The organism is Pseudomonas paraglycinae, from assembly GCF_021601625.1.
In the GTDB taxonomy this organism is placed as follows: domain Bacteria; phylum Pseudomonadota; class Gammaproteobacteria; order Pseudomonadales; family Pseudomonadaceae; genus Aquipseudomonas; species Aquipseudomonas paraglycinae.
Map to the genome: position 1 here is coordinate 39,285 of NZ_BQHR01000006.1, position 16,673 is coordinate 55,957.

19 protein-coding genes are annotated in these 16,673 nt (G+C 57.4%); 11 read left to right on the top strand and 8 right to left on the bottom strand.

All coding sequences use genetic code 11. From position 1 onward, the window contains the following. Positions 1-208 precede the first annotated feature (208 nt). Positions 209-1,228 carry a branched-chain amino acid aminotransferase gene (locus L6D82_RS10540; RefSeq protein ID WP_011334831.1) on the top strand — a complete coding sequence of 340 codons (1,020 nt, stop codon included), beginning with the start codon at positions 209-211 and terminating at the stop codon, positions 1,226-1,228. A gap of 52 nt (positions 1,229-1,280) precedes the next feature. Here L6D82_RS10540 and L6D82_RS10545 read toward each other — a convergent pair whose 3' ends face one another. Next, complete coding sequence (locus L6D82_RS10545) at positions 1,281-2,120, bottom strand: TIGR03915 family putative DNA repair protein (RefSeq protein ID WP_236188966.1); 840 nt, start codon at positions 2,118-2,120, stop codon at positions 1,281-1,283. Next, complete coding sequence (locus L6D82_RS10550; RefSeq protein ID WP_102718253.1) at positions 2,117-3,337, bottom strand: putative DNA modification/repair radical SAM protein; 1,221 nt, start codon at positions 3,335-3,337, stop codon at positions 2,117-2,119. The genes L6D82_RS10545 and L6D82_RS10550 overlap by 4 nt, the downstream gene beginning before the upstream one ends. Positions 3,338-3,598: 261 nt before the next feature. Between L6D82_RS10550 and L6D82_RS10555 the strand changes: the two genes are divergently transcribed. Continuing rightward, entirely contained in the window at positions 3,599-4,342 is a 744-nt protein-coding gene (locus tag L6D82_RS10555; protein WP_236188967.1) for an SDR family NAD(P)-dependent oxidoreductase, read from the top strand. Here the strand turns inward: L6D82_RS10555 and L6D82_RS10560 are convergent. After that, positions 4,339-5,100, bottom strand: a complete 762-nt coding sequence (locus tag L6D82_RS10560) for an ArsR/SmtB family transcription factor (protein ID WP_236188969.1) — start codon at positions 5,098-5,100, stop codon at positions 4,339-4,341. The genes L6D82_RS10555 and L6D82_RS10560 overlap by 4 nt on opposite strands. A 79-nt stretch (positions 5,101-5,179) precedes the next feature. Here L6D82_RS10560 and L6D82_RS10565 point away from each other — a divergent pair, with 79 nt between their 5' ends. After that, complete coding sequence (locus L6D82_RS10565) at positions 5,180-6,280, top strand: cytochrome P450 (protein WP_102718250.1); 1,101 nt, start codon at positions 5,180-5,182, stop codon at positions 6,278-6,280. On the opposite strand, the gene dmeF is transcribed toward L6D82_RS10565, so the two are convergent. From dmeF to L6D82_RS10580, 3 genes are all read right to left on the bottom strand, one after another. Next, the gene (gene dmeF, locus L6D82_RS10570) at positions 6,277-7,209 is read right to left on the bottom strand and encodes a CDF family Co(II)/Ni(II) efflux transporter DmeF (protein ID WP_041475578.1); all 933 of its coding nucleotides are present in this window, start codon (positions 7,207-7,209) and stop codon (positions 6,277-6,279) included. The genes L6D82_RS10565 and dmeF overlap by 4 nt on opposite strands. Before the next feature lie 11 nt (positions 7,210-7,220). Continuing rightward, positions 7,221-7,496, bottom strand: coding sequence for a metal/formaldehyde-sensitive transcriptional repressor (locus tag L6D82_RS10575; RefSeq protein WP_085746055.1), 276 nt, complete (start codon positions 7,494-7,496; stop codon positions 7,221-7,223). 182 nt (positions 7,497-7,678) lie between these two features. Then, a complete protein-coding gene (locus L6D82_RS10580) occupies positions 7,679-7,990 on the bottom strand; it encodes a helix-turn-helix domain-containing protein (protein WP_085746054.1) in 312 nt (103 codons plus the stop codon). 528 nt (positions 7,991-8,518) lie between these two features. On the opposite strand from L6D82_RS10580, the gene L6D82_RS10585 reads away from it, so the two are divergent. The 4 genes from L6D82_RS10585 to L6D82_RS10600 all read left to right on the top strand — a co-directional run bounded on the left by L6D82_RS10585 (position 8,519) and on the right by L6D82_RS10600 (position 10,966). Then, positions 8,519-8,890, top strand: a complete 372-nt coding sequence (locus L6D82_RS10585; RefSeq protein WP_085746053.1) for a DUF6124 family protein — start codon at positions 8,519-8,521, stop codon at positions 8,888-8,890. Between the two features lie 10 nt (positions 8,891-8,900). Further along, positions 8,901-9,182, top strand: coding sequence for a hypothetical protein (locus tag L6D82_RS10590; RefSeq protein WP_085746052.1), 282 nt, complete (start codon positions 8,901-8,903; stop codon positions 9,180-9,182). Positions 9,183-9,392: 210 nt separating this feature from the next. Beyond that, positions 9,393-10,634 carry an S-type pyocin domain-containing protein gene (locus tag L6D82_RS10595; protein ID WP_102718248.1) on the top strand — a complete coding sequence of 414 codons (1,242 nt, stop codon included), beginning with the start codon at positions 9,393-9,395 and terminating at the stop codon, positions 10,632-10,634. Next, the gene (locus L6D82_RS10600; protein WP_236188971.1) at positions 10,631-10,966 is read left to right on the top strand and encodes a hypothetical protein; all 336 of its coding nucleotides are present in this window, start codon (positions 10,631-10,633) and stop codon (positions 10,964-10,966) included. The genes L6D82_RS10595 and L6D82_RS10600 overlap by 4 nt, the downstream gene beginning before the upstream one ends. A gap of 72 nt (positions 10,967-11,038) precedes the next feature. Here the strand turns inward: L6D82_RS10600 and L6D82_RS10605 are convergent, their stop codons facing one another. Beyond that, positions 11,039-11,377 carry an FKBP-type peptidyl-prolyl cis-trans isomerase gene (locus tag L6D82_RS10605; protein ID WP_007952931.1) on the bottom strand — a complete coding sequence of 113 codons (339 nt, stop codon included), beginning with the start codon at positions 11,375-11,377 and terminating at the stop codon, positions 11,039-11,041. A 141-nt stretch (positions 11,378-11,518) separates the two neighbouring features. Here L6D82_RS10605 and L6D82_RS10610 point away from each other — a divergent pair, with 141 nt between their 5' ends. Both L6D82_RS10610 and L6D82_RS10615 read left to right on the top strand, forming a co-directional pair. Next, entirely contained in the window at positions 11,519-12,595 is a 1,077-nt protein-coding gene (locus L6D82_RS10610; RefSeq protein ID WP_236188972.1) for a sensor domain-containing diguanylate cyclase, read from the top strand. A 50-nt stretch (positions 12,596-12,645) separates the two neighbouring features. Continuing rightward, complete coding sequence (locus tag L6D82_RS10615) at positions 12,646-14,403, top strand: hypothetical protein (RefSeq protein WP_236188973.1); 1,758 nt, start codon at positions 12,646-12,648, stop codon at positions 14,401-14,403. A 63-nt stretch (positions 14,404-14,466) separates the two neighbouring features. Here L6D82_RS10615 and L6D82_RS10620 read toward each other — a convergent pair whose 3' ends face one another. Further along, positions 14,467-14,775, bottom strand: a complete 309-nt coding sequence (locus tag L6D82_RS10620) for an RcnB family protein (protein ID WP_236188975.1) — start codon at positions 14,773-14,775, stop codon at positions 14,467-14,469. A gap of 204 nt (positions 14,776-14,979) precedes the next feature. On the opposite strand from L6D82_RS10620, the gene L6D82_RS10625 reads away from it, so the two are divergent. Next, positions 14,980-15,576, top strand: coding sequence for a LemA family protein (locus tag L6D82_RS10625; RefSeq protein WP_102687787.1), 597 nt, complete (start codon positions 14,980-14,982; stop codon positions 15,574-15,576). 24 nt (positions 15,577-15,600) lie between these two features. Further along, positions 15,601-16,647 (top strand): M48 family metallopeptidase, encoded by a 1,047-nt coding sequence (locus L6D82_RS10630; protein WP_236188976.1) that lies wholly within the window; start codon positions 15,601-15,603, stop codon positions 16,645-16,647. Positions 16,648-16,673: the final 26 nt, after the last annotated feature.

Genomic DNA, 16,673 nt, shown 5'->3' on the forward strand with positions numbered 1-16,673 from the left:
CGCGTGGGAATGCCTCCACGGACGCTCCGCGTTCGGCTGTTGGGACGCAGAGCGTCCCGGACTGCATTCCCACGCAGAGCGTGGGAACGATCAAAGGCAGAGATTTCGGGCTGCGAAACCGCTCAAGAATGAAGTATTGTTGTGCCCATCCAAAAAAACGTCAGAAGCCTTGAACCGCTTCGGCGGTTGTTCAGTGATAGAGGGTGTCATGGGTAACGAAAGCATCAACTGGGACAAGCTGGGTTTTGACTACATCAAGACCGACAAACGCTATCTGTCGTACTTTCGCAATGGCGAGTGGGACAAAGGCACCCTGACCGAAGACAACGTGCTGCACATCAGCGAAGGCTCCACTGCCCTTCACTATGGCCAGCAATGCTTCGAAGGCCTGAAGGCCTATCGTTGCAAGGACGGCTCGATCAACCTGTTCCGTCCGGACCAGAACGCCGCGCGCATGCAACGCAGCTGCGCCCGCCTGCTGATGCCGCATGTGTCCACCGAGCAGTTCATCGAAGCGTGCAAGGAAGTGGTTCGCGCCAACGAGCGCTTCATCCCGCCTTACGGCACCGGCGGCGCGCTGTACCTGCGCCCGTTCGTGATCGGCGTGGGTGACAACATCGGCGTGCGTACCGCACCTGAGTTCATCTTCTCGGTGTTCGCGATCCCGGTCGGTGCCTACTTCAAGGGCGGCCTGACCCCGCACAACTTCCAGATCTCCACCTTCGACCGCGCCGCGCCACAAGGCACCGGTGCCGCCAAGGTCGGTGGCAACTACGCGGCCAGCCTGATGCCGGGCTCCCAGGCCAAGAAAGCGCACTTCGCTGACGCCATCTACCTGGATCCGCTGACCCACAAGAAGATCGAGGAAGTCGGTTCGGCCAACTTCTTCGGGATCACCCACGACAACAAGTTCGTGACCCCGAACTCGCCCTCGGTACTGCCGGGTATCACCCGTCTGTCGCTGATCGAACTGGCCAAGTCCCGTCTGGGCCTGGAAGTGGTCGAAGGCGACGTGTTCATCGACAAGCTGTCGGACTTCAAGGAAGCCGGTGCTTGCGGTACTGCGGCGGTGATCACCCCGATCGGTGGCATCAGCTACAACGACCACCTGCACGTGTTCCACAGCGAAACCGAAGTCGGCCCTGTGACCCAGAAGCTCTACAAAGAGCTGACCGGCGTGCAGACCGGCGACGTCGAAGCGCCAGCCGGCTGGATCGTCAAGGTTTGATCTGACGGCCAGATGCACAAAAGCCCCCATCGAGTGATCGATGGGGGCTTTTTTATTCGTTTGGCTCCGTGGCCTTCATGGCAATCCGCTTGCCCGCACGACCGGCGATCCCGCTCGCCTGCCCGTTCTGCTGCTTGCCCATTCGTGCCTGAGTAATCAATCCGGGAATCAGCTCTCCTTCCGGCAGGTTCTTCCAGAACCGCGTCGGCAAATGCCCCTGCATGACTTTCTCGTTCAAACGCGCCGGGTTGAAGATGTGGCTGTAGTACGTCAGCCACAAGTCACCGTGGGGATCGTCGACGTTCTGCGCCAGTTGCTGCCACTCCAGCGGACACTGACGTTCATGGATCAGTTGTTCACCATCGTAATAAACCCCGTCGCGAGGCGTGGCGATCAGCCAGCGATGCCGGCCCATGCGCCCGATAAAGTGTTCGCTGGCGCTGTGCAGAATGTCGTGGGCCGGTTCGTGCCATGCGACGTATTGCGGGCCCGGCAGCTCTGGCGGGCGCTCGATGAAGCGCACGAACGCATGCAGATGATGGGCTTCGCGCTGCACCTGCTTGATCCGCCGCTGCAACTCGCTGCCCAGCTTGTCTCCGGCCATCATTGCCGTGCGGTCGCCGTGGCTGACTCGCCACAGCACTTCATACAGCAAACTCCAGCGCTGATCGCCACGGTATCGCGACGCTTGTTCCAGGGTGTCGAGCAACGCACGCGGAATCCGTGCCTGAAACGGCCCCTGCCCTTCGGGCACCGCCACGTCACTGGCAAACAGATCACTTACCCCTTCCGACGCCCAGCTCACCAGACTCGGATCAATTTCATGGCTGAGCAGCCAGCGCGCCTGCTGGCGCCAGGTGTCGAACAGGTCGTCGCAGTCGAGATTGATCATCCCCACAGCCCCATCTGTTGCGGCATTGGTCGGTCGCGCAATTGCTGATAAAGCATCTGGCTGGTGACTTCCGCCTGCTGAGGGTGGTAATCGCTGGTGATGATGAACGGCTTGGCTTTGGCCAGCACACAGCGCATGCGCGCCACGTCTTCGTAGCGAATGCGCCGCTGCCGACGCAGTTCCACCAGACGTTCGGTGGTGCGCAAGCCGATGCCGGGGATGCGTGAAATCAACGCCGGCTCGGCGCGATTGAGGTCCAGCGGAAACACCTCGCGATTCTGCAGCGCCCAGGCCAGTTTCGGGTCGATGTCCAACGCCAGATTGCCCGGCCCCTGAAGCAACTCACCGGCGGTATAGCCATAACCGCGCAACAGAAAATCCGCCTGATACAAGCGGTGCTCGCGCATCAGCGGCGGTGCGGCCAGCGGCACGCTTTTCGGGCTGTCGGGAATCGGGCTGAAGGCCGAGTAATAGACCCGGCGCAGACGGAAGTTGCCGTAAAGCGCCTGCGCGCTGTGCAGGATGGTGCTGTCGTCGGTGTCATCGGCACCGACGATCATCTGCGTGCTCTGCCCGGCCGGGGCGAACTTCGGAGCGCGGGGTTCGTTGAGCACGGTCTGCACACCGGTGTAGATGGTGTTCATCGCCTGCTTGATCGAGCCGATGTGCTTCTCCGGCGCGAGAGTTTGCAGGCTGGCATCGGTGGGCAATTCGATGTTGACGCTCAAACGGTCAGCATAACGCCCGGCCTCTTCGATCAACGCAGGATCCGCATCAGGGATGGTCTTGAGATGAATGTAGCCACGGAACTCATGCTCTTCGCGCAGCAGCTTGGCGACGCGCACCAGTTGCTCCATGGTGTAGTCCGCCGAACGAATGATCCCCGAGCTGAGAAACAACCCGCTGACGCAATTGCGCCGGTAGAAATCCAGGGTCAGCGTCACCACTTCCTCGGGTGTGAAACGCGCACGGGGCACGTCGCTGGAACGGCGGTTCACGCAATATTGGCAATCGTAGAGACAGAAGTTGGTCAGCAGAATCTTGAGCAGCGACACGCAACGCCCGTCCGGCGTGTAGCTGTGGCAGATGCCCATGCCATCGGTTGATCCCAGCCCGCTTTTGCCCTCGGAGCTGCGCTTGGGCGCGCCACTGCTCGCACAAGAAGCGTCGTACTTGGCGGCGTCGGCGAGGATGCTGAGCTTGTCAATGATTTGCATGGCACGGACTCGATACTGTTCGCATATACAGTATAGAGAGCGATTGGCTCATACAAGGTGCAATGCCGCTCTTCGTCGGAATGTCGCACCGCAGGAGTCAGGTCAATTTGACTCGGCAGCAGTCAGATTGACTCGATTCAACAAGCGTCATAATGACTATCAACCCTGCGCAGCCCTTGATATTAAAGGCTGTCCGGCATGGCCCGAAAATTGACTGACTCCCCGTAGCCATTTGGCTGAAGACCAAAACGGGAGTCGAACATGGATCATGTTTTTCAGGGCAAGCTTGCCGTCGTCACCGGTGCCAGTTCAGGCATAGGCCTGGCCGCGACCGAGCGTCTGCTGGATCAAGGCGCGCGCGTATTGGCCATGTCGCGAAAACTCGGCGCACTGGCCGAACTGCTTGAGCGGTATACGCAGCAACTGGTCTGGCAACCCGGCGATGTCACTCAAGCCTCTGACCTTGCCTCCTTGGCCGAGCAAGCTGCGAGTCTGGGCCCGGTGAGTTTCGTGGTGCCCAATGCCGGTATCGCAGAACTCGCCGACGGGCTCGACAGTTCGGCGTTCGATCGCCAATGGGCAGTGAACGGCGCCGGCGCCCTGAACACCTTGGCCGCCCTGCGCCCGCACCTTGCAGACAAGGCGTCAGTGGTGTTCATCGGTACTTTTCTGGCCGGAATCAGTTTCGCGGGACTGGCCGCCTACATCGCGTCAAAAGCGGCGTTGATCGCCCATGCCCGAACCCTTGCAGTCGAGCTGGCACCCCATGGTGTGCGCATCAATTGTGTCTCCCCCGGCCCGACCGCAACGCCGATCTGGTCGACACTGGGTCTGAGCGAAGAAGCGCTCGGAGACGTAGCCCGAGGCGTCAACCAACGACTATTGGGCGGACAATTCCTCGAACCTGCGGCAGTGGCCGACGTCATTCTTTTCCAGTTGGGCAATGGCGCACGCGGCGTCATCGGTCAGGATTGGGTGGTCGACAGCGGATACACCTTGAGCTAACGCGCATGCACCGATCCGGGCGTGGAATCAGCCAACTGGCGACCTGACGAATCCCGCCCGGCTTCGGGCAAAACCAGCCCCCAGCGCGATGACAATTCTCGGCGCCCCTGCACCGTCAATGTCAGCGCGCGACTGTCCAGATCCTGCGTCACCCATTTGCGCTTCAATGCAGCCTGCAATAACGCCGCCCCGAGCGAACCGCCCAGATGCGGCCGACGCATGCTCCAGTCCAGGCACGGGCAGGCAAAGCGGCGGCGCATCGTCGACAGATCCTTGACCTCAATGCCCAGCCCTTCAAAAAACGCCTCGCCGCTGTCACTGAGGCGATAAACCTGCTCATCGGTTTCCACCAGCCAACCGCCCTCCAGCAACCGGTCATGCAACAACACCGCCAGCGTCCCGGCCATGTGGTCGTAGCAGGTGCGGGCGAATTGCAGGCGATCCGGCGTGTGCGGCTTGAAGGTCGGTGCGGGGTTCTGACCGATCACCATCAGCGCTTCCAGCGCCTGGGCCACGCGCTTGTCGGCGAGGCTGTAATAACGGTGGCGGCCCTGCACATGCAGGCGCACCAAGGCCAGATCCTTGAGCTTGGCCAGGTGTGCGCTGGCGGTCGAGGCGCTGACTTCGGCAAGGGTCGCCAGCTCGGTGGCGGTGCGGGCGTGGCCGTCCATCAGCGAGCACAGCATTTTGGTTCGCGCCGGTTCCGCGATGGCGGCAGCCACTTGCGAGACGCCGATGTCTTGATGTCCTGCGTGCATATTTCGCTCCCGGACGAATCATCGCCCTCACGGACTGGAGATAGTAGCAACACTTTCCTCACCGACAAGGTTGCGATCCATGGACCCGATCATCGCTGCGACTCACGCCGATCCCTACCCCTACTACGCCGAACTGCGCGCGGCGGGCGGGCTGACCTTTCATCACGGACTGAAACTGTGGATTGCCAGTAGCGCCCGCGCGGTGTGTGCGGTGTTGGCGCATCCGGATTGCCGGGTGCGTCCGGTGCAGGAGCCGGTGCCCAAGGCGATTGCCGATGGCATGGCGGGCAAGGTGTTTGGCCTCTTGATGCGTATGAATGACGGTGAAGCTCAGCGTTGCCCGCGTTCGGCCATTGAGCCTCCGCTGGGGCTCTTTGATCGGGAAGGAGTCAGCGCTCTGGTGTCCGCGCGGTTGATCACCAATGATTCCGACGGCCTCTATAAAGCCATGTTTCGCGGCCCGGTGTGCGTGGTTGCATCGTTGCTCGGATTCACCCCGGCGCAGGCGCGGGTCATCAGTGAACTGACGGCGGATTTCGCGGCGTGTCTGTCGCCGCTGAGCAATGACCTGCAACTGGCCGCAGCCCATCGGGCGGCGGAGCAATTGCGCGCTTACTTTATTGAATTGCTGGCGGATCCGAATCCGTTTCTCGCCGACATCCAACAGCGTTTTGTCGGCGAGGAGGATGTGCTGCTCGCCAACCTGATCGGCCTCTGTTCGCAGACATTCGAAGCCACCGCCGGGCTTATCGGTAATGCGCTGGTGGCGTTGCAGCGTCAGCCTGAATTACGCGCGGCGTCAGTGGATTCGTTGCTGGCTGAAGTCCAGCGCTTCGATCCTTCGGTACAGAACACCCGTCGATTTGTGGCGAACAGCTGTGAAATCGACGGCGTGCGGCTGGAAGCAGGTGACGTGATTCTGGTGCTGCTGGCCTCGGCCAATCGCGATCCGGCACTCAATGAAAACCCGGATCGCTTTATGCCGGATCGCCCGAATCGCCGCAGCTTCACGTTCGGCAGCGGTCGGCATCAATGTCCCGGACAGATGCTGGCAATGACGATCGCCAGCGCCACACTCACTGAAATCCTCGCCCGCGACATCGATCCGGGGCGATTCGCATGGCACTACCGGCCTTCGCTGAATGGGAGAATTCCGATGTTCAGCGAGGTGCAGCCTTAAGCGTTGCGCAATTCGATGGTCAGGTGCGAAAGTTCATGCACCGGCGCCAAGCGCTCACGGATCGCGTCGGCAGTCACGCCCGCCACCGCGACCACACTGACAATCGCCGCCCGCGCCTGCGGGCCGACCTGCCAGACGTGCAAATCGCTGATGCGCACATCATCGGAGGTTTCCAGCAGTTCGCGGATCTCCTCGGCCACGGGTTCATCGGTGGTGTCGAGCAACACGGCGGCGCTGTCGCGCATCAGGTTCCAGGCCCATTTGGCGATGACGATGGAACCGACGATGCCCATCACCGGGTCCATCCACACCCAGCCCAGATAGCGCCCGGCCAGCAGCGCGGCAATCGCCAGCACCGACGTCAACGCGTCCGCCAATACGTGCACGTAGGCTGAACGCAGGTTGTTGTCGTGATGGTGGTGATGGCCATGATCGTGGCTGTGGTCGTGACTATGGCCGTGGTCGTGATGGCTGTGGTGACCGGCCAGCAGAAAAGCGCTGAGCAGGTTGACGCCCAGGCCGACCACGGCAATCAAGGTTGCTTCGCCGAACGCCACACTGGTTGGCTGGAACAGACGGAAAACCGATTCCCCGGCAATCCCCAGCGACACCAGCCCCAGCACCATCGCCGAGGCAAAACCCGCCAGATCGCCGACCTTGCCGGTGCCGAAACTGTAGCGTCGGTTGTTGGCGTTACGCCGGGCAAAACCATAGGCCGCCGCCGCGATGCCCAAGGCGCCGGCGTGGGTCGCCATGTGGAAACCGTCGGCCAGCAATGCCATGGAACCGGTGAGATAACCGGCGGCAATTTCGCCGATCATCATCACGAAAGTCAGCACCACCACCCACAGGGTGCGGCGGGCGTTTTCATCGTGCGAAGCACCGAGAAACTGGTGGTTGTGGGAAAAGTCATCAACCTTGAGGGTCATGATGTCGGCGCTCACTTGGAATATCGGCGGATGGCCAGCAGCAACTCTTCCACGCCCTGGGCGCGGGCTTCGTCGCTAAGGTCGGGACGGGCGACATGCTCGCGGGCGTGGGCCTCGATGAACTGCTCCATCAAGCCATTGACCGCGCCGCGAATCGCCGCCATCAGGTGCAACGTCTTGGCACAATCGGCCTCGGACTCCAGCGCCCGTTCAACCGCCTGAACCTGCCCGGCAATACGCCGGACCCGGTTGAGCAATTCGCCTTTGTGTTCGTGCGTGTGCGACATACCTATACCTCCTACCCCTATATGGCGAGCATAGTCGCTGTTCCGATCGAGAGGGGCAAGGCCTGTTTTCGACCATCCGTCGCAGCTTGAATTTTTGACGTGAAAGGATTGAGGCGGAGCGTCAGTCGGCAACCGCCTCTGGAAGGTGTTTCAGAGGCAGGATCGTTGAGAACCCTCGTCTGTCAGGCCCATTGCAGTGGCGAGGACGACGAGAAGCAGAGGTCTACGTCCAGTTGCGCTGCAGCCGACAGGTTGACCAGCGCATCCAGAGAGAACTTGTCGATTTTGCCGTTGAGTACGTCGTTGAGGCGCGGCTGGGTGATGCCTAGACGCTTGGCCGCCTCCTTCTGCGGAAGCTCCCAGGCACGAATCGTTTCGCACAACGTGCGCATCAGCTTGGCCCGCAGGCGCATGTTGGCCGCTTCCTGCGGCGTGTCTTCCAGTGCATCCCAGACGCTTGAGAAACGCTGGGGTGGATTTTGATGATCCGTCATGGTTTAGCCTGATTCCTTGTGCTGGATGTGCCATGCAGGCTATATCGAAACCGATATAAATCAAGCTCGAAGTGGCTTATTAAATATCCAGTATCACAAAGCAGAAATGCGCGAGCCGGCACACCTGATAAGCCGACACAGAACCCTGTGGGAGCGAGCTTGCTCGCGATGGCGGACTGAAAAATGACGCATCATTTTGCCCCCATCCGGGAGGCTACATTGCCTTGCGCCTTTGCCTACAACTACGCCAGAATCCGCCGGCTTGTGCGGTTTGGAGCCTGCCCGTAACTTGATTCGCATCACTGAATGGTCAGTGAACGGGTTTAGTCGCTCGGTGGGTTTTAAGCTGCATAGAGTCATTTCTGTCAGGCATTTCTACGCCTGTACTTAATGGTAGCTGTGCGCAGGGCACCTTCGGGTGCGCCGGGAAAGCTTAGAACCACCGGTCGACTAACCTGCGCATAGCTGCCACCCAATTTGTTTAGTCGCAAATGACGGTGTAAGCCTCAATTGAAAGGTTCTAAGCAAATGATCAAGCCAACACCCAATCCTCCGGAAACAGACATCCAGTCCGAATCCGACCCAACCTCTCCCTACTCCACAACCGATTCAAAAAAACTCCACGAAGCCGCCGAGCGCGCCCTCGACCATTACCTGAAACCCACCGCCCCGAAACAGCACTGCCCCGGCCGCATGTTCCTCATCGCCCCCCACATCGATCAGCATGCCCTGCTGGCCCACGCCTGCGAGTCGATGGCTTCGGCCAGCGTGATGCTCAGCGACTTCGCCGCGCTGCTGGACCCGCCCTACCGCAGCACCGTGCTGGGCATCGCCCAAGTGGTGATGTGTGGCGAGCTCGCCGTGAACCGGGCGCTGGACACTCTCGATGCCACGACCTGAGGAACACCCCATGGAAAGCAAATCCGATGCACACGTCGTCGCCGCCCTGATCTCCATCGGCCTCAACGAGAAAGACAGCCAATGGGCCGAAAAGGCCTGTCTGCTCCTGCTCGAAAGCGAAAGAAAATCCATCGTCACCGCCGCCCTCGAGGCCCTTGTCCAACTCGCCCGCGATCACGGCAAACTGGACCGGAACCGCGTCATGCCGGCACTCCACAGCGTCAAACGCAGATTTCCGAGCCTGACCAGCACGGTTGCCGCGACGCTGGATGAGATGGCTATAGCTGCGTAACGCCTCAGGTAAAAGGCAAGAAAAAACCCGCTGGCTCCGTAAAAGGAGGCAGCGGGTTTGGCTTTTACAATCACAAGACTGGTGTCCCATGGGCATTATCGAGAGTGCTTTTTTGTAACAACCATCTGAGCTTCAGAAGCGTCCTACATCTTTCAAACTCTCATTCAGATAGCGTCCTCCACGCTTTGAAAAGATGAAACAAGGACGCTCATGCCTCGAAAAACACTCCTCCCCCGGATTCAAAATCCGCCGTCAGGTGACGGGCACCACATCACTACCCGCTTCATGACTGCTACCGAACTTGCTGCGCAGGATGCCAGACAAAAGAAATACGACGATATGCTGGCCAGACAACAAGCCTATGAAGATCGTTTTGTTCGGCAGACGCCACGACAGAGTCAACTCAGCGCCGTAGGTTGTGTATTCGCCAAAAGCTGCAACCTCCCCGATGGCGTCATCAACCATGAAAGCCCGGCAGGGTTTATTCCTGTCGAAAGGCTTGCCGACTTTGGAGCGTTCTCACTGCTTGGGGGGCGCGAAAGAGATGCGTCGGGAAACATTCCCCTCAAAAAAATCAGCGGTGCCAATTTGCCGTCCGCACTGGGCACGCTTGTGTTGGGCAGTCCCGCTTTTGCTGGCGCCGGCGCAAGCTCCACTTTCAGTGTTGGTGCAGTCACGGGCGGCGTTGCAGGAGGTGCATTGGCGGGAATGGTTGCACTTCTGTGGCCATCGAATCTGGGGGACAGTTCGCTCTATACCGAAGAACAGCTCAGATCACTGAAGGAGGGCCGAACACGTATCCGGCTGCACGTAGAGCAACAGGCCGATGGCCGTCTCAAAGGGTACGGGTACAACACTCAGAAGCGCCCTGACTGGGAAATGATTCCGGTCGTGCAATTCGTTGCTCAAGGCTCTCGACAAGTGGCTGACTTTGGCAATGGCATCACATTGACCTGGACGCCAGCCGTCGACCCATCCAGCACTTCGGTCATCCCGCCGCTGGAAAGTGCCCCGCAAACACCGACTATCTGGATTTATCCTCCCACCGAGCAAGCAGACAAGATCATCGTCAGCCCGCTTTATCCGCCAGAGTACGAGGATTTCATCCTTGTGTTTCCGGCCGACTCCGGTATCAAGCCTCTCTATATTGTCTTGGCGTTGGAGTTTGATGCTGCCAGTTATCATGGAAAGGCAGACACTCCTGTAAAGAGCAAAGGCCCTGTCAATGGTCAGGAAGCCTTGGAGAATTCAATTCAGGTAAAACCTACATCACCACGCAGAATCGGTGTCGATCCAGATACCAGCGAGTTCGTCGTCTTTGATCGCACAGGGGGCGATGTTTACCATGGACATGTCAGACCTTGGGACAAACTCCATCAGGATATGAAAAACGCGCTAATCAAAGCCAAGAAAGCGGATAACAAAGGCAACATTTTGGGAGCCAAGAAGTGAGCTTGACCTATAAAGACCCGTCTATTAGCCATGATGAAGCAGTGAGACTTCTTCAAAGCCGCACAGACACAGACGTTATCCAGGCTCTGATTTCTATTGGCCTCAACGAAGAAGACAGGATTTGGGCCCAACAAACTTGCTTGAAGTATTTCGACAGCAGCAATGAAGCCGTAGTCTCCTCCGCCATTACCGCTCTAGGCCACATCGCTCGCAGGCACGGCGAGCTGGACAAAGATGTCGCCCTCTCAGCGCTGGAAGAAGTAAAGACAAGATTCCCCTCCCTGGAAGGCGTGATCGCAGACACGCTTGACGACATTGAGGCATTTACCTGATTCATCGGGCCCTTGCATGCAGGACGTTGTGATCAGGAACGCCCCTCATCACAACGTACTCACCCACGAGCTTCAATCCTCCCGCGTCAAAACCTCAAGCAACTCAATCTCGAACACCAGATTCGAATTCGGCGGAATCTTGCCCATCGTCCGCTCGCCGTAACCCAGATGCGCCGGCACCAGCAGCTTGCGCTTGCCGCCAACCTGCATCCCCATGATCCCCTGATCCCAACCCTTGATCACCCGACCGGTGCCGATCACACACTGGAACGGCTTGCCCCGGCTCCAGGACGAATCGAATTCGGTGCCGTCTTCCAGCCAACCGGTGTATTGGGTGGTGATCAACGCGCCTTTGACGGCGGCTTTTCCGTCGCCGGGCTGAAGATCGATTATCTGCAGTTCATCATTCATAACATTCGCTCTATTGTTCCGCTGGCCGCCGTTTTCCCAGAAATACCGGCCATTGGCAACCGTTTGACCCTACGTCGGCCGTGATGGATGATGGCCACCCGCTACCAATCCTGATCGATACGCCATGACAGCGACGCTTGAATGACTCAACTCTGGATCAGCTTCGCCATTGTCGTTGTGCTGTTGGTCGTGATCGCCGTTCTGATCCGCCGAGTGCGCGAGCTTCGTCAGCAACTCGCCGAGTATCGCGAACTGCTCACCCGCGCCGCCGAGGGCCAGAACATCCGTCAGGATGGCGACGCCGACCGCTTCAAGCGCAGCCAGTATTTTGCGCGGATCGGCACTTGGGATTGGGAAGTCGACACGGATCGACTCTATTGGTCCGACGCAATATTCGGCATGTTCGGCTTCAAGATCGGCGAAGTGACACCCTCCTACGCGCTGTTCTGTTCCTGCGTACACCCCGATGACCGCGCCAGGGTGCGCGCGGGGGAATTGCGATGCCTGGAGACCGGCGAAAACCACGACGAGGAGTACCGCGTGGTCTGGCCCGACGGCACAATCCGCTGGCTGCGGGAAACCGGCAATGTGGTGCGCAACGATCACGACGCGGTGATCAAGATGATGGGCGTGGTGCGCGACATCACCGAAGAAAAGGCCTCGGCCAGCTACCTCCAGCACCTCGCTCATTTCGACCCGTTGACCGGCCTGCCCAACCGCCTGGTGCTGGAAGAACGGCTATCGGAAGCACTCGAACATGCCCGCATGACCGAAACGCGGGTGGCACTGGTGTTCATCGATCTCAACGGCTTCAAGGGGATCAACGACCGCTACGGTCACGCCGCCGGCGACCGCGTTCTTATCACCACCGCTGCGCGCCTGAAACGCATCCTGCGGGTCAGTGACACCGTTGCGCGGATCGGCGGCGACGAATTCGTGGTCATCCTGCAAGGCCTCGCCCCCGGCCTGAACCTGCAGGACGAAGCTCGCAGCATCTGCCAGAAAATCTTCATCGAACTGTCCCCGCCGATCCCCATCGGCAACGAACAACGCCACATCGGCACCAGCCTCGGCGTCGCCGTCTTCCCCGACCACGCACCGACCATGGACCGGTTGCTGCACATTGCGGATCTGGCGATGTACGAGGCCAAGCGCAGCGGGAACAATCAGTATCGATTGGGCGGCGGACAGGCGTTGAGCCATAGCCGGATCGACTGAGTCTCAGTTTCAACGTGTGCCAAACACGACTCTTATCAAGGACTAGTACAATGCTCTTCAACCAGGTCGAGACTCACCATCTACACTTTCTCCAAAACCCATTGAGAAACATCGACTACCTGGATAAATATTGCACAAAGCCAAGTCTATACACTCGATTACTATACCGCTTTCCGATTACGCGCACCCTACTTGGAGAAAACCAAATAAAATCCCTAATTGGTGATGCGCTGAAGAAAAATCTGCTCGAAATAAAACATTCATACAAGTCGGAGCTCAAACCAACGCCAGAACTAATTGGCGAAAAACACCTTGAGTTGCACCTCAACACGCTCACCCAATACTTCAATATAGAAATATCTCCATCTTTTTTAAGCAGAACCACCGAAAGCGATCATGAGCAAATTAAACTCTATCTAAAATCAACTCTTTTCACCAAGCTTGAATACACCTGCAACCGTATAAGTGAAAACCTTGATCTTGATGACTCTTATCTTCACTCAACCTTGGCACATCAGCAACTTTGGACTACCTATTTCCTGAGCGAAATTTTCTTTCTATTGTCCTTGGGGCTTATGCAAGCACAATATCGTAAAGATGAAATCCTTATCAGACCTACACGAAAATTGATGCCGAGCTTGCGAAACAGATGGCTGGCGGAAACATCAGAAGCTCATTCCAATATGACTGATCGTGTTTTTCTGCAGGAATTTGGAAAATCACTCGCCCAAGGAAAACCACTCTCGATTGAAGCAAAAGAAATGCTAACCGACTATATACTTGACAAATGCCTTTCCATCCACGTCAGGTATCTCTCTCCAAAGCTTAAGGAAAACAGCAGATATCAGTACCTCCGGGACATTGTGTTCGTCGCACTATTTCTTGAAATGCGATCAATTCACGGAAATCGAAAAACTCATTACGCGGCATTCTCTAGATATATTACTGCTGGATCCTTGAGTTGTATGACGAGCGCTTTGACCTGTGATTCGCTACCCAAAGTCGACACTGCGCAAAGCTTCATATCGGTACAGGGCAGTGAATACATTCGAGGCGCTCTCAACTTCAAATACGGATTGAAAAAATTGGTAGGCATTCTTTTGGGGAACACCAAAGACCCTAAGAACAAGCATGACGTCAAGAGTTTAATTGGAAACAACTTTGAACAGGAACACATGATTGACTACATTAAAAATATTGCAGAAAAGCGTTTCAAGGTTCATCCAGGGTTCAAAGCTGAAAAAAATGCAAAAGTACCAGATTACGACATCGACTTGGTTCTTGAAGACACGACCTACGACACTTTTTACTTCATCCAAGCAAAGTACCGCCTAAGCTCTCAACCGACGTTCCTGAGTGAACAATATGAAGTCATGCAGAAATCCGATTTTAAAAAAGGTTACGCCATACAACTACTAACACTTAAAAACAACCTTAACGAACCAAGCATTAGAAAAAAACTCAACGATCGCGGACTATCATCGGCCACTTCAAACAACACCCACTTCATCCTCCTGCACAATTTGCCTTTCCTTAATTTTCACAGCACCCAAGGTGTCGCTTTCTACGAGTGGAATCTTTTCCGAAACTTACTGAAAAATGGAAAAATCTCGATTGGCCATGACTTGATCATCACGGAAGAGCACACATTAACCGACGAACAACTCAACGAGCCTGATCGTATCGTCGATGCTTACTTTGGAGAGACACTTAGCGGCAGGCAAAATCGTGCCGGTTACGCTCTTTATCGAAATACTAAAGCTGTCTGCCAATTGGGCGAGATGAAAATTCGCTGCGACGTTTTGTGAAGATAAAATTCCAGGCTGTTGACGGTCGGCAAGAAAGTGCTGACCGTCATTTAATGGGCTGTATTAACGCTCCACCGGCTTGATATCCACAATCGTCCCGTTGGTAATCATCACCATCACGTATTTGTCATTGATCTGCACCCACTGCGCCTGCGGTTCCGGCTGCTTGAGGCCTTTCTGTTTCCAGTTTTTGATGGCTTTTTCGCTGCGCTGGTAAATGTCCGGGGCGCGGTCGTTGACGTTCAGTTCGCGGTTGCCGGTCGGTGATTGTTCGACAGTGTCGTTCGAGGTTTGCGCCGCTTGAACGAGTGGGCTGATCCCGGCGATGCCGGCGACGAGGGCCAGGCTGGCGATTAGGGTCTTGTTGTTCATCGGTGAACCTCCTGAAATGTGTGATACCTGAACTCCGACTGCGGGGTTCTGGAATCATTCCTTGTTTTTTGATGATGCTGAACCGGAGATTGTAGTCGCGCCCCGGAACGCGATCCGGGCTAACCCGCCACCGGGCCAATACAGTCAACGGCATCCATTTGCGATAAGATCGCGCGCCCCTGCCGAGTGAATAAGGACATCACCGTGAAGATCTACCTCATCGTCAATCTGGTATTGCTTGCGCTGCTGGGGCTCTACGCTGTCAATCTTTTCAACAAGCTTGTTGCCCGGCGCAACGAGATCAAGAACGCATTTGCCCAGGTCGAAGTGCAGCTCAAACGCCGCTATGACCTGATCCCCAATCTGGTCAGCATTGCCAAGGGTTATCTGGCCCATGAGCGCGAAACCCTTGAAGCGGTGATCGCCGCACGCAATGCCGCCGTGGCCGGACTTGAGGCTGCACAGGCGAAACCGGGCAGCGCCCAGAACATCGCGCAATTGGGGCGGGCGGACAGCGCACTCAGCAGCGCGGTGGGTCGCTTGAACCTGACGCTGGAGGCTTATCCGGAACTCAAGGCCTCGCAGAACATGCAACAACTGAGCGAAGAGCTGAGCAGCACCGAAAACAAGGTGAGTTTCGCGCGGCAGGCGTTCAACGATGCGGTGATGGCCTACAACACGCTCAAGCAGAGCTTTCCGGCGGTGCTGCTGGCGGCCAGTTTTGGCCATCGCGAGGATGCGGTTCCGTTGAAGTTTGCCGATACGCTGGCCATCAAGACCGCGCCCAACGTTTCTTTCTGACTTCTTCTCTCCATGGAGGGCTCGATGAACTTTTTCGAACGACAAACCCAGGCCCGAAACCAGACGCAACGGCTGGTGTGCATGATGATTCTGGCGATTGTCATGCTGATCGGGATGACCAGCCTGCCCTTCGTCTTCAATGGTTTTGAGGATTACCTGAGCGGGACTGGCACGCTGGCGGACGCGTTTCTGGCAATGGCCGTTATCGCATCGTTCATTAGCAGCATCGTGGTGATTGGCGGTCTGCTGAAATATCGGCAGCTGCGCGCGGGCGGCAAGGTCGTCGCGGAGAAACTGGGTGGCCGCCTGCTCAATGGCAATGTGCGAACCCTGGACGAGCAGCGGTTGATGAACGTCGTCGAAGAAATGGCGATTGCCTCCGGCACCTGCCTGCCAGCGGTGTATCTATTACCCGACGAAAGCATCAACGCCTTCGCGGCCGGATTTAAACCGGAGGACGCGGCCATTGGTGTGACCCGTGGCGCGGTGACGCTGCTGACCCGGGAAGAACTGCAAGGAGTGATCGCCCACGAATTCAGCCACATCTTCAACGGTGACATGCGCCTAAACACGCAACTGGTGGCAGTGGTGCACGGCCTGTTGGTGCTGGGGCTGGCCGGCACTTACATAATGGCCAGCCTGCTCAAGCGCGACAAACGCGACGTGCGGTTGATGCTGGTGGTTTTTGCGCTCGGTTTCGCACTGTGCGTGGCCGGATTTATCGGAAATCTCTATGGCAATTTGATCAAGGCGGCTGTCAGTCGCCAGCGTGAATTCCTCGCCGATGCCAGCGCGGTGCAATACACGCGCAATCCGCAAAGCATTGTCGGCGCCCTGAAAAAAATCGGCGCCCATAAACAAGGCTCCGTCATCAGCTCCCCCCGTGCCGCCGAGTTCAGTCATTTGTTTTTCAGCACCGGCGGCTCAGGTTTGCTGAGCCGGATGTTTGCGACCCACCCTGATCTGAGCGTGCGGATTCGTCGAATCGATCCGCAGTGGGATGGGAGTTTTACGACGGCTGCCGCAGCGGGCAAACCGGTGCCTGATCAGATGACGGCAACGGCGGATTGATTCAGACTCCACGTCCACGGATGGCT